Below are 12,855 nucleotides of genomic sequence, written 5' to 3' on the forward strand. Positions count from 1 at the left end.
ATCGAATCGCCGCTGCGGGCTGCCCGCCCCGGCGAAGGGGCTCAGGCCGCCACAGCCTCCCGGGATTCGGCAGCCACCACCGGCTGGCGGATCAGGTAGTCGAAGGCGCTGAGCGCGGCCTTGGAGCCATCTCCTGCGGCAATCACGATCTGCTTGTAGGGCACGGTGGTGCAGTCGCCGGCGGCGAACACGCCTGGCACGTTGGTGTGACCCTTGGCATCGATCTCGATTTCGCCATGGCGGCTCAACGCCACGGTTCCCTTGAGCCACTCGGTGTTGGGCACCAGGCCGATCTGCACGAACACGCCTTCAAGTTCGACGTGTTTGACCTCGCCGCTCACCCGGTCCTTGAACGACAGGCCATTGACCTTGCCGCCAGCGCCCGTGATCTCGGTGGTCTGGGCGTTCACATGGATGCTCACGTTGCGCAGGCTCTTGAGCTTGCTCACCAGCACCGCGTCGGCCTTGAGCGCGTCGGCGAATTCCACCAGCGTGACGTGCCCGACGATGCCGGCCAGGTCGATCGCGGCTTCCACGCCGGAGTTGCCACCACCGATCACCGCCACGTCCTTGCCCTTGAAGAGCGGTCCATCGCAGTGCGGGCAGTAGGCCACGCCCTTGTTCTTGTACTCGGCTTCACCGGGCACGTTGACATTGCGCCAGCGCGCGCCGGTCGACAGGATCACGCTGCGCGCCTGCAGGACCGCGCCGTTGGCCATCTGCACCTGCACCAGGCCACCCGCCTCGGTGGCCGGCACGATCTTGTCGGCGCGCTGCAGGTTCATGATGTCCACGTCGTAGTGGCGCACCTGGGCTTCCAGCGCGGCGGCGAACTTCGGGCCGTCGGTTTCCAGCACGCTGATGTAGTTTTCGATCGCCATGGTGTCGTTGGTCTGGCCACCAAAACGCTCGGCGGCCACACCCACGCGGATGCCCTTGCGGGCGGCGTACACGGCAGCAGCGGCCCCGGCCGGACCGCCGCCGACGATCAGCACGTCGTAGGGATCCTTGGCATTGAGCCTGGCGGCTTCGCGCTCGTCGGACTTCACGTCCAGCCTGGCCACGATCTCTTCGAGCAGCATGCGACCCGAGCCGAACAGCTCGCCATTGAGGAACACCATCGGCACGGCCAGGATCTGGCGCTCTTCCACTTCCGCCTGGTACAGACCGCCGTCGATCACGGTGGCCTTCACGGCGGGGTTGAGGATGGACATCAGCGAGAGCGCCTGCACCACGTCGGGGCAGTTGTGGCACGACAGGCTCATGTACATCTCGAAATGGAAGTCACCTTCCAGACCCTTGATCTGATCGATCACCGCGGCCTCGACCTTGGGAGGATGGCCACCGGTCCAGAGCAGCGCCAGCACCAGGGACGTGAACTCGTGGCCCAGCGGAATCGCCGCGAAACGCACGCCGGTGGTTTCTCCGTCGCGGGCGATCACGAACGACGGCTTGCGCGCATCGCTGCCGCTCTCGTCGAAGCTCACCAGATCGGAGAGCGCTGCAATGTCCTGCAGCAGCTCCTTCATCTCGGCCGCGCCCGCGCTCGTGTCGAGCGAAGCGATCAAACGGATCGGGCGCTGAAGCTTGCCGAGGTAAGCCTGCAACTGGGTCTTGAGGTTGGTGTCGAGCATGAAATTCTCCTGAAAGGGGTTGAGGCATCAATGCCGCCGGTGGATGAGCCGGAAAGGCCCATCGGGCTGCGGTACTCAGCAGTGCTGGGAGATCGCGTGGATCCACCCGGAATGCCGCGGGTCCGGCTGCGCCGGCCCGCAGGCATGGCCCCCTCAAGGGGGTGACGCGCCGCAGGCGCGGCGCGGGGGTGCCTCAGATCTTTCCGACGAGGTCCAGCGAAGGGGTGATGGTCTTGGCGCCTTCGTTCCACTTGGCCGGGCACACCTGGCCCGGGTTGTTGGCCACGAACTGGGCGGCCTTGAGCTTGCGCAGGGTTTCCTTGACGTCGCGGGCGATCGCGTTGTCATGGATTTCAGCGGTCTTGATCACGCCTTCGGGGTTGATGATGAAGGTGCCGCGCAGTGCCAGGCCTTCTTCTTCGATGTGCACGCCGAACGCACGGGTCAGCGTGTGGGTCGGGTCACCGATCAGCGGGAACCTGGCCTTGCCCACGGCGGGCGAGGTCTCGTGCCACACCTTGTGCGCGAAGTGGGTATCGGTGGTCACGATGTAGACCTCGGCACCGGCCTTCTGGAACTCGGCGTAGTTGTCGGCAGCGTCTTCCACTTCGGTCGGGCAGTTGAAGGTGAAGGCAGCGGGCATGAAGATCAGGACCGACCATTCGCCGCGCAGGCTGGCGTCGGAGACGGGCACGAACTTGCCGTTGTGGAAGGCCTGGGCCTGGAAGGGCTGGACGGTGGTGTTGATCAAAGACATGGTGGTTTCCTTGGAAATGATGAAGTTGCGGGAAGGGTGAAAACGGAGCTGCCTGCGCAGCGATGGGTTGAACTATAGCCCGGATCTATCGATATTCTTTATTGATAGTCACTATCTGGTCGATAGCCAGGGTGTTGCGCTGCAGCAGAAACACGCCTTTTACTTGAATGCGAATCGTTCTTGTTTGTTATAGAATCGGCCTTCCAGCCAGCCAGAACGCCCTGCGTGCAGCCAGCCGAAAACCCCTTCAGCTTGTTGCCACCATGTCCCAACGGAAAACCCGCCAGCGCACCGTCACCGCCCTTCGCCCCGCCTTTTCCGCGCCTTCCACGGCATCCACCGCGATGCTGCCCCTGGGCGCCATGCTGCTGGCCGGCTCCCTGAGCGCCCTGGCACAAACCACGCCATCGAACACGCTGCCCACCGTGACGGTGCGCGAACAGGCCGAAGCCCCGGAAGGCAAGGACGCCCTGCGAGCCACGGAAACCGGGATCGGCAAGGGCCGCCAACAGTTGCGCGACATTCCCCAGTCGGTGACCGTGGTGACCGAGAAGCTCATCGACGACCGCAATCTCGACACCGTCAAGGAAGCACTGAAGAACACCGCCGGCATCACATTTCTGGCCGCCGAAGGCGCCGAAGAAGACATTCGCCTGCGCGGTTTTTCACTGCAGGCCACCGGAGACCTGTTCATCGACGGCATGCGCGACCCGGCCTTCTACGAACGTGACACCTTCAACCTCGACCGCATGGAAGTGCTGCGAGGTTCCGCCTCCATGCTGTTCGGCCGCGGCTCCACCGGTGGCGCGGTCAACCAGGTGAGCAAGGTGCCGCGCCTGATCACCGAGCACCAGGTCGACCTGACGTTGGGCAGCCACGCCTACCGGCGCGCCACCGGGGACTTCAACATCCAGACCGGGCCCGACGCGGCGCTGCGCATCAACGCCATGGTGACCAGGGCCGACAACAATGGCTCGGGCTCCAGCCTGGACAAGAACGGTGTGGCGGCAGCCTACCGCTGGGGCATTGGCGAGCGAAACGAGTTTCAGGCCAGCATCTACAACCTGGACAACAACAACGGGATCAATTACGGCATTCCGTTCATCGCGCCGTACGCCGGCGCGCCCGCCACCGAACGCGTGCTGTTGCCGCTGGACCCGAAGAACCACTACGGTCTGGCCAGCGACTACAACGACGGCAGTGCCACCATTGCCGGCTTCAGCCACATCCACCGGCTCGATCGCGAGAGCGAGGTCAAGACCCAGGTGCGTGTGGGCCAGTTCAGGCGTGACCAGCGCTCGGGAGCGATCCGCTTTGCGGCCGCAGGCTTCCAGCCCGGCGGCGTGGCGGCCAACCTGACCAACTTCGGCCCCGACACCGTTCTGCAGCGCAACCTGCACCTGAAGATCCAGGACATGGACACCGTGCAGTTGCAGAGCGACTACAACGGCACATTCGAAGCGCTGGGCTTCAAGCACGAGATCCTGGCCGGTGTGGACGCTTCGCGCGAAGAAAAGACGGTGTACGCCGCGCGCAACGCCTTGCAAGGCGGCGTGGTCCCGACCAAACCACTCACCACCGTGGGCACACCCAACGACGGCGCATTCGTGGACGAGTCCCTGCGCGTGCTGCGGGTGAACAACCAGTACGTGTCCACCGGCTGGGGCGCCTATGTGCAGGACATGGTGCAGCTCACACCCACCTGGAAGCTCGTGGGTGGCGTGCGCTACGACAAGCTCACCGGCGACTACGACGCCTTCGGCATCCCGAACAACGCCCCCGGCCCGGTCACAACGACCAGCTACCGCATGAAAGTGTCCGAAGTGAGCCAGCGCCTGGGCGCCCTGTGGCAACCCGATGCCCTGCATTCGTTCCACGCGTCGGCAGGCACCTCGTTCAACACCTCGGGCGACGCCTATTCGCTGGGTGCGAGCAACGTGGACACGCCACCGGAGAAAAGCATCAACCTGGAGATCGGCGCCAAGCTGGACTCGGCCGACAAGCGCTTCACCACTCGGCTGGCGCTGTTTCGCTCGACCAAGCTCAACGAGCGCAACACCGACCCCGACCTGCCGGTGGTCACGCTCTCGGGCAAGCGCCATGTGGCCGGCTTCGAGGTCGACATGTCGGGGCGCCTGTCGCCCATCTGGGAGGTCTATGGCTCCTACATGTGGATCCCGATCGCCAGGGTGGACAAGGCGGCCCCTTGCCCGGCCACGGGTGCCTGCACGCAGAACACCCCGGGTGAGCGCGTGGGAGATCGCCCGACCCTCACCCCCGAACACAGCGGCACGGTGTGGAGCACCTGGCAGCTCACGCCCAGGTTGCGCATGGGCGCCGGCCTGAACTTCCGCAGCAAACAAAAGCCTCTGCGGTCGGAATTCCACGTGCCCGGCTTTGTCACCGCCGATCTCATGGCCGAGTACCGCTTTGACTTCGAAAACCTGATCCTCAAGGCCAACCTCACCAACATCACCAACAAGCTCTATGCCGACGCGCTGTACCCGGCGCACTACGTACCGGGGGCGGGCCGCACGCTGCAGGTGACCGCCAGCCTGAAGTTCTGACTCCACCACACCCGCGGCTTGGGCCGCCCTGCAGACACCTGGGGCGGCTTTCTGCCAGTTCCCCACGCCACAAAGAAACGCTTCCCATGCTGTTGACCTTGCCCGATATCCTGAATCCCGACGACCTGCGCGCGGTCCGGGAGGCCCTGCGCAAGGCCCCCTGGAGCGACGGCGGCGACAGCGCCGGCCCGCAGGCACGTGCTGTCAAGAACAACCTGCAGCTGCCGCACGATTGCGAAGCCGCGCAAACCATACGCGCCATGGTGCTGGAAGGCCTCGATCGCAGCCCAAGCTTCTTTTCGGCTGCGCTCCCGCTCAAGGTCTTCACACCGCGCATCAACCGCTACGCCGGCAGCAGCAACGCCTATGGCCATCACATCGACAACGCGGTTCGTGTGTTGCAGGGCGGCGAGCGCGTGCGCACCGACGTGTCATGCACCGTCTTTCTGAACGATCCGGCCGACTACGACGGTGGCGAGCTGGTGGTGTCCGACACCTACGGCGAACACCGCGTGAAGCTGCCCGCCGGTCACGCAGTGATCTATCCCGGCACCAGCCTGCACCAGGTCACACCTGTCACGCGGGGCGAGCGCCTGGCCTGCTTCTTCTGGGTGCAGAGTCTTGTGCGCAGCGATGAGCAGCGCCGTTTGCTGTTCGACTTCGACATGAACCTGCTCGCTTTGCGCCAGCGCCTCGGCGAGACCCCCGAGACCACCGCGCTCACCGGTACCTACCACAACCTGCTGCGCCAGTGGGCCGACACATGACGCCCGTGGAGCTGCCCGAAGGCGTGGTCAGCCTGGCCGATCACGAACACCACGCGCGCCTGGTGCTCGACGAATCGGTCTGGGCCTATTTCAACGGCGGCGCGGCCGACGAGATCACCCTGCGCGGCAACGTGCAGGCCTGGCAACAGCTGCAACTTCTGCCGCGTGTGATGCGCCGTGTGTCCGGCGCAAACACCCGGGTGAACCTGCTGGGCCGCGAATGGCCCCACCCCATCATGGTTGCGCCGATGGCGTACCAGCGGCTGGCCCATCCGCACGCCGAGCAGGCCACCGCGCTCGCCGCAGCCGCACTCGGCGCGGGCCTGGTGCTCAGCACCCAGGCCAGCACCCTGCTCGAAGACGTGGCGCGCACCTTCCTGCCCGAGGCCGCTCGCGGGCCGTTGTGGTTCCAGCTGTACCTGTTGCCCGACCGCGGATTCATGCAGACCCTGGTGCAGCGCGCCGAGGCGGCTGGGTTCGACGCCTTGGTGCTCACGGTCGATGCGCCGGTGCAGGGAGCGCGCGACCGCGAGCGCCGCGCCGGCTTTCGCCGACCTCCCGACATCACGGCGGTCAATCTGGCCGGGCGCGTGGCGCCCGCCAGGCGCGCGCTGCAGCAGGGGCAGAGCGCGTTGTTCGACGACCTCATGACCCACGCCCCCACCTGGGACGACATCGCCTGGCTGCGCTCCATCACCCACCTGCCGGTGCTGCTCAAGGGCGTGGTTCATCCGGACGATGCCCGGCAGGCACTGGCCTGCGGCGCGGCCGGGCTGGTCGTCTCCAACCATGGCGGGCGCACCCTCGACACCATGCCCGCCACCGCCGCGTTGCTGCCGCGTGTGTTGCAGGCGGTCGCCGGCGATGCGCCGGTGCTGGTCGATGGCGGCATTCGGCGCGGCACCGACGTGCTCAAGGCCATGGCGCTCGGCGCGTCGGCCGTGCTGGTCGGTCGACCGGTGCTGCACGGCCTGGCCAATGCCGGAGCCACCGGTGTGGCCCATGTGCTGCGCCTCTTGCGCGACGAGCTCGAGATCGCGATGGCGCTGACCGGCTGCCGCAGCCTGGCCGACGCGCCGGGCGTCCTGTTCGCCACCGGCCCTTGAACATTTTCCCGTGCCTTCATGCAAATGCGAAGCATTCTCATTTATGATGGACACCGTGAATGCCTCTCTCGCCAACCCTCTGAAGGACCCGTCATGACCACTGGACTTGTCGCCCTCGGCAGCAGCCTGATCCTGACCCTGGGTGCCGTGTGCTGGATCTTTCGCACCTGATGCCCGCACGCCCCACCTCGCTAAACTGATGAGCCCACTCAGCGCCACCCTGGCGCCCTCTCCCACCACCATGTTCGCCGCCGCGCCCTCCCGCCTGCAGCGCCGCCTTGCCATCGTGCTTGCGGTGGTGGCGCTTCATGTGGCCGCGCTCTGGGCGCTTCAGAACGGCTTGCTGCGACGGGCGGTCGAACTGGTGATTCCGGTGCAGGTGCTGGCCGAATTCATCGAGCCGCCGCAGCCGGTGGTCGAGCCTCCACCACCGGCACCACCGGTGGCGGCGCCGACACCACCGAAACCGAAACCCCGGCCGGTCCCCCAACCCCTGCCGCAACCGGTGGCCGTGCCGACACCCGAGCCCTCGGTGCTGGCGCCCATGGTCCCACCCGGTCCACCCGCACCCCCCGCACCACCCGCCCCCGTCGCATCGGCGCCGGTCGTCCCGCCGGCCCCGCCCGCGCCCCCGGCGCCCCCCCGCATCGACCTGCCCTCGAGCAGCGCGGATTACCTCAACAACCCGCGTCCGCCCTACCCGCCACTGTCCCGGCGACTGGGTGAGCAGGGCCAGGTGGTGGTGCGCGTGTTCATCGAGGTGGACGGTACCGCCTCGCGTGCCGAGCTGCGCCGGTCCAGTGGCTTCGAGCGACTGGACCAGACGGCCCTGCAGACCGTGCTGCGCTGGCGCTACGTGCCCGGCAAACGCGCCGGCGTGGCCGAGGCCATGTGGTTCAACGTGCCGATCAATTTCGTTTTGGAATAAACCCCGTCCCCAGGAGTCAGGAACATCATGGAACCGCAATTCGCAGCCTCGGGCATCGCCCACGTCTGGGCCCAGGGCGACTGGGTCACCCGCTCGGTGGCCCTCGTGCTGCTGGTCATGTCGCTGGCCACCTGGATCATCATCGTGTGGAAGGCGCTGGACCAGCGCGCCCAGCGCGGCCAGGCCAGGGGCGTGGAAGGCTTCTGGCACAGCGCCGACTTCGCCGAGGGCCTGGACAAGCTGGGTTCGCCCGACGGCAATCCGTTTCGCGCCGTGGCCCTGGAAGGCCGCGAATCGACCCGCCACATCCTGCACAAGGACGGCCACAACGGCTCACCGCCCCAACGCCAGCTGCACGACAGCCTGGACGTGAGCGACTGGGTCGAGCGCTCGCTGCGCAAAAGCGTGGACGATTTCAATGCCCGCGCCCAGGCCGGACTGTCGGTGCTGGCCTCGGTGGCTTCCACCGCGCCCTTCGTCGGCCTGTTCGGCACGGTCTGGGGCATCTACCACGCCCTGCTGGGCATCGGCGCCGCCGGCCAGGTCAGCATCGACCAGGTGGCCGGCCCGATCGGCGAAGCGCTGATCATGACCGCGCTGGGCCTGCTGGTGGCCATTCCTGCGGTGCTGGGCTACAACGCCCTGGTGCGGGGCAACAAGGGCATCAACCACCAGCTCAACCGCTTCGCCCACGACCTGCACGCCTATTTCGTGACTGGCGCCCGCGTCACCGCGGGTGGCGACGGCAAGGTGTTGCCGATGAAGAAAGCCTGAGGAGGAACACCACCATGGCCATTGGAACCACCCAGGACGACGACGACATGATGAGCGAGATCAACATGATCCCGTTCATCGACGTGATGCTGGTGCTGCTGATCATCTTCATCATCACCGTGCCGGTGATCAAGCACGCGGTCAACATCGAGTTGCCGCAAGCCAGCCTCGAAAAAGTGCAGGACAAGCCGGAGAACATCCGCCTCTCGGTGAACGCCGACGGCGCCTACTTCTGGAACGACCAGCCGGTGCAGGACGCCGACTTCGCAGCCCGCCTGCAGGCCGCCGCGGCGCAGCAACCGCAACCCGAGCTGCACATTCGCGGCGACAAGGCGGTGCGTTACGAGCGCGTGGCCCAGGCCATGGCCGCCGCCCAGCGCAGCGGGCTGCGCAAGATCGGTTTCATCACCGAGCCGGCGCCATGAGCACCGGCGCGCATGCGGATCGGGCCCGGGAAGCCGGTGCGCTGACCGCGCAGAAAGACGAGACCGCCGGAAACGACTTGCCCTGCCTGTGCAGCACGGCACTGCTGCGCGGCCAGAAAGCCGTGACGATCCGCCACAACGGCGCCCTCTACCGCCTTCAGACCACCCGCCAGGGCAAGCTGATCCTCACCAAATAGGCGACACCATCGTGGGGCGACCCGGGGCATTCGTCATCCCGCGGGTCGTTTTTGACCAGCCAGCGGGCCTTCTGCCCGGTTAGCCAGGTCTTTTTTTTGATCGCCGGTGCGGCCCCGGCGGCTCAGAGCCCGATGGCCGCGATGCCGGCGCGCGCGATCTGCGCGTCTTCGGTCGATTTCACGCCGCTCACGCCCACCGCGCCCAGGCATTGCCCGTCTTTCATGATCGGCACGCCCCCTTCGAGCATGCCCGAGAGGGCCGGCGCACTCAGGAAGGACACGCGACCCTGGTTGATCACGTCCTCATAGACCTTGCTCTCGCGCCGGCCCATGGCCGCCGTGTGGGCCTTGGCCGGTGCAATGTGCGCCGAGATCGCCGGTGCACCGTCCAGGCGCTGCAGGCCCAGCAGGTGGCCACCGTCGTCGACGATGGCGATCGTGACCGCCCAGTTGTTCTTCAGCGCCTCGGCTTCGGCCGCCGCAGCAATCAGTTTGACGTCGGCGCTTTCCAGCATGGGTTTGTTTTTCATGAACTTTGGTCCTGTGGGGGTGTCAGAGGGAGGCAGCAGGCGGGGCGAAACACGCCGGGTGCCATGGGGAGAACGATACCGCGACCATTGAGGGTCATGGGGTCACAAGTGACCTTACCAAAACAGGCGGTTTGCACTCCAGCGTGGCACAGGTGGGTCAGAACCCTACAATGCCCTTTCCCCGGTCGGGCGTCATCCAGATGCCCGGAATCCGGCCCACCGCGTCAGATGATGAAGGAGATCACCACCATGACCGACCACGTACAGACCAGCGGCCGCTTCGGCACCGCGGTATCGAGCGATGCGCAGCGCAACAAAGTCATGCGCAACACCTACTGGCTGCTGGCCTTGTCCATGCTGCCCACCGTGCTGGGCGCCTGGGTGGGCGTGCAGACCGGCATCACCGCCGGCCTGGGCGGAGGCCTGGGACTGATCGTGTTCCTGGGCGGTGCATTCGGCTTCATGTTCGCCATCGAGAAGACCAAGAATTCCGCCGCCGGCGTGCCGGTGCTGCTGGGCTTCACCTTCTTCATGGGCCTGATGCTCTCGCGCATGCTGGCCATGGTGCTGGGCTTCTCCAACGGCTCCAGCCTGATCATGACCGCGTTTGGCGGCACCGCCGGCGTGTTCTTCATCATGGCCAACCTCTCGACCGTGATCAAGCGCGACATCTCGGGCATGGGCAAATGGCTGTTCGTGGGGGCGCTGGCCATCATGATCGGCGCGATCATCAACGTCTTCGTGGGCAGCCCGGCCGCCATGGCCGCGATCGCGACCATCGCCATCATGGTGTTCAGCATGTACCTGCTGTACGACCTCAAGCGCATCGTAGACGGCGGCGAAACCAACTACATCACCGCCACGCTCGGTCTGTACCTGAGCCTGTTCAACATCTTCCAGAGCCTGCTGATGCTGCTGGGCATGTTCGGCGGCGACCGCGACTGAGCGCGACCTGCATCTCGAAAAAAGGACCTTCGGGTCCTTTTTTCTTGTCCGCACCGGTTGGCGGCAAACGGGGGTCAAGTTCGCGGGGCAAACGCCGAAACAAGGGGAAACCGATGCCCAACACCATGCGACACACCGTCCTCACCGCCTGCCTCCTTGGTGCCGCCAGCCTGCTGGCCGGCTGTGATGCACTGGGCATCGAAAGCGCCAGCGCGGTGGCAGCGAAGAAGGAAGCCGAGGGCAAGGCCATCGGCAGCGCCTGCCGCCATGCCGTGCGCAGCATCGAGGACTGCTTCGGAGGCTACCCGCGCGCCGGCAAGGCCGCCGTGTTCGCCGGCTGGAAAGAGATGGACGAGTACATGCGCGAAAACGCCATCGTGGGCATGCCGGCCGAGCCCGCCCCCACCGAGACCGCGCCCGCTGCCAGCCCGCCGGCACCCGACGGCGGCAAACCGGCCAACGCCTCGCGCAACTCCTGACGGCTGCAGGCTCAGGCCTGCCCGGGCACGGCGTCCTCGCCCGGCAACCGCGCGGGATCGAGTTCGAACACCGCCATGCTCTCCACGTGCGCCGTGTGCGCAAACATGTTGACCACGCCCGCCGCCACACAGCGGTAACCCGCCTGGTGCACCAGCAGGCCGGCGTCGCGCGCCAGCGTGGCCGGGTTGCAACTCACATACACGATGCGCTGCGGAGGCGTCCAGCCACCGCGCTGGGCCGGGTTCTGGTGCAGCTCGGCCAGGGCCTTGGCCAGCGCAAACGCGCCTTCGCGCGGTGGGTCCACCAGCCATTTCTGCGCCGGGCCGTCAGACACCAGCAGCCCGGGGGTCATCTCGAACAGGTTGCGCGCGGCAAACGCGGTAGGCGCCAGCGCAGCACCCCGACCCGCCAGGTTCAACGCCAGGTTCTCGCGCGAACGGGTCACCAGCGCCTCGCTGCCCTCGATGCCGAGCACCTCGCCCGCCGTGGTGGCGATCGGCAAGGTGAAGTTGCCCAGGCCGCAGAACCAGTCGATCACACGTTCGTTCTTCTTCGCATCGAGCAAACGAAGCGCACGCGTGACCAGCACCCGGTTGATGGCCGGATTGACCTGGGTGAAATCGGTCGGCTTGAACGGCATGGTGATGCCGAACTCGGGCAGGGCGTAGGACAGCAGCGGACCTTCCGCATCCAGCAGGCGGACCGTCTCAGGCCCCTTGGACTGCAGCCACCACTGCACCCCGTGCTGCTGCGCAAACGCACGCAGGCGGCTGATGTCGTCCTCGCCCAATGGCTCGAGATGGCGCAGCACCAGGGCCGTCACCTCGTCGCCACAGGCGAGTTCGATCTGCGGGCAGGTCTCGCGCGCATCCATGCCGAAGATCAGTTCACGCAGCGGCATGAGCATCCCGGAGACGTGCGGCGGCAGCACCGGGCAGACCTTCATGTCGGCCACGTAGCGGCTCTTGCGCTCGTGGAAACCGATCAGCACCTCGCCCTTCTTGTGCACATGGCGCACCGAGAGCCGCGCGCGAAAGCGGTATCCCCAGGCCGGCCCTTCGATCGGGCGCAGCATGGTCTCGGCCCGCACCTTGCCCAGGTGCCACAGGTTGTCTTCGAGCACGCGCTGTTTCACCGCCACCTGGGCCGATTCGTGCAGGTGCTGCATCTTGCAGCCGCCGCAGGCGCCGGCGTGCAGGCCGAAGTTCGGGCAACCGGGGCGCACGCGCTGCGAGGACTCGCGGTGCACCGCCGTCACCACACCGGCTTCCCAGTTGTTCTTCTTGCGGTGAACGTTGACGCTGACCTGCTCGAACGGCAGGGCGCCTTCGATGAAGACCACCTTGCCATCGGGTCGGCGGGCAATGCCCTGGGCATCGATGTCGAGGGACTCCACCGCAAGCCATCCCTCGGGCAAGGGACGCTCCGGTGCATCGTGGGCCGCAGCGCTGGCGGTGGTGAGAAGGCTGTTTTCGTGAAGGGTGGCGGCGGTTGTCATGCACCGATTGTCTCAGGCCACGATTCGCCGCCGGGCCGCCCCAAGGCGAAACAGCCCCCCGGGGGGCAGCGACCCGCGCAGCGGCGCAGCGTGGGGGCAACGATTCGCCGCCGGGCCGCCCCAAGGCGAATCAGCCCCCTCGGGGGGCAGCGACCCGCGCAGCGGCGCAGCGTGGGGGCAACGATTCGCCGCCGGGCCGCCCCAAGGCGAATCAGCCCCCTCGGGGGGCAGCGACCCGCGCAGCGGC

At 66.7% G+C, this 12,855-nt stretch carries 13 protein-coding genes; 9 read left to right on the top strand and 4 right to left on the bottom strand.

The window, feature by feature from the left end:
- Positions 1-41: 41 nt before the first annotated feature.
- A complete protein-coding gene (gene ahpF / locus QUV35_RS01750; RefSeq protein ID WP_300870416.1) occupies positions 42-1,634 on the bottom strand; it encodes an alkyl hydroperoxide reductase subunit F in 1,593 nt (530 codons plus the stop codon).
- A gap of 193 nt (positions 1,635-1,827) precedes the next feature.
- Complete coding sequence (gene ahpC, locus QUV35_RS01755; RefSeq protein ID WP_300870417.1) at positions 1,828-2,391, bottom strand: alkyl hydroperoxide reductase subunit C; 564 nt, start codon at positions 2,389-2,391, stop codon at positions 1,828-1,830.
- Between the two features lie 263 nt (positions 2,392-2,654).
- On the opposite strand from ahpC, the gene QUV35_RS01760 reads away from it, so the two are divergent.
- The 7 genes from QUV35_RS01760 (at position 2,655) to QUV35_RS01790 (ending at position 9,155) form a co-directional block, all read left to right on the top strand.
- Positions 2,655-4,958 (top strand): TonB-dependent siderophore receptor, encoded by a 2,304-nt coding sequence (locus QUV35_RS01760; RefSeq protein WP_300870418.1) that lies wholly within the window; start codon positions 2,655-2,657, stop codon positions 4,956-4,958.
- Between the two features lie 86 nt (positions 4,959-5,044).
- A complete protein-coding gene (locus QUV35_RS01765) occupies positions 5,045-5,725 on the top strand; it encodes a Fe2+-dependent dioxygenase (RefSeq protein WP_300870419.1) in 681 nt (226 codons plus the stop codon).
- The gene (locus tag QUV35_RS01770; RefSeq protein ID WP_300870421.1) at positions 5,722-6,831 is read left to right on the top strand and encodes an alpha-hydroxy acid oxidase; all 1,110 of its coding nucleotides are present in this window, start codon (positions 5,722-5,724) and stop codon (positions 6,829-6,831) included. Before QUV35_RS01765 ends, QUV35_RS01770 begins: the two co-directional genes overlap by 4 nt.
- Positions 6,832-7,072: 241 nt before the next feature.
- Positions 7,073-7,759, top strand: a complete 687-nt coding sequence (locus QUV35_RS01775; protein WP_300870523.1) for an energy transducer TonB — start codon at positions 7,073-7,075, stop codon at positions 7,757-7,759.
- A 27-nt stretch (positions 7,760-7,786) separates the two neighbouring features.
- Positions 7,787-8,533, top strand: coding sequence for a MotA/TolQ/ExbB proton channel family protein (locus QUV35_RS01780; RefSeq protein WP_300870422.1), 747 nt, complete (start codon positions 7,787-7,789; stop codon positions 8,531-8,533).
- A gap of 14 nt (positions 8,534-8,547) precedes the next feature.
- A complete protein-coding gene (locus tag QUV35_RS01785) occupies positions 8,548-8,958 on the top strand; it encodes a biopolymer transporter ExbD (protein ID WP_300870423.1) in 411 nt (136 codons plus the stop codon).
- Complete coding sequence (locus tag QUV35_RS01790) at positions 8,955-9,155, top strand: hemin uptake protein HemP (protein WP_300870424.1); 201 nt, start codon at positions 8,955-8,957, stop codon at positions 9,153-9,155. Before QUV35_RS01785 ends, QUV35_RS01790 begins: the two co-directional genes overlap by 4 nt.
- A 122-nt stretch (positions 9,156-9,277) precedes the next feature.
- On the opposite strand, the gene QUV35_RS01795 is transcribed toward QUV35_RS01790, so the two are convergent.
- Positions 9,278-9,685: a heme-binding protein gene (locus QUV35_RS01795; RefSeq protein WP_300870425.1), complete on the bottom strand. Its 408-nt coding sequence runs from the start codon at positions 9,683-9,685 to the stop codon at positions 9,278-9,280.
- 249 nt (positions 9,686-9,934) lie between these two features.
- On the opposite strand from QUV35_RS01795, the gene QUV35_RS01800 reads away from it, so the two are divergent.
- Together QUV35_RS01800 and QUV35_RS01805 are read left to right on the top strand one after the other, a co-directional pair.
- Positions 9,935-10,630 carry a Bax inhibitor-1 family protein gene (locus tag QUV35_RS01800; protein WP_300870426.1) on the top strand — a complete coding sequence of 232 codons (696 nt, stop codon included), beginning with the start codon at positions 9,935-9,937 and terminating at the stop codon, positions 10,628-10,630.
- Positions 10,631-10,755: 125 nt separating this feature from the next.
- Complete coding sequence (locus QUV35_RS01805; protein ID WP_300870427.1) at positions 10,756-11,109, top strand: hypothetical protein; 354 nt, start codon at positions 10,756-10,758, stop codon at positions 11,107-11,109.
- A gap of 11 nt (positions 11,110-11,120) precedes the next feature.
- On the opposite strand, the gene rlmD is transcribed toward QUV35_RS01805, so the two are convergent.
- Complete coding sequence (rlmD, locus tag QUV35_RS01810; protein ID WP_300870428.1) at positions 11,121-12,608, bottom strand: 23S rRNA (uracil(1939)-C(5))-methyltransferase RlmD; 1,488 nt, start codon at positions 12,606-12,608, stop codon at positions 11,121-11,123.
- Positions 12,609-12,855: the final 247 nt, after the last annotated feature.

Source organism: Hydrogenophaga sp., assembly GCF_030373225.1.
Lineage (GTDB): Bacteria > Pseudomonadota > Gammaproteobacteria > Burkholderiales > Burkholderiaceae_C > Hydrogenophaga.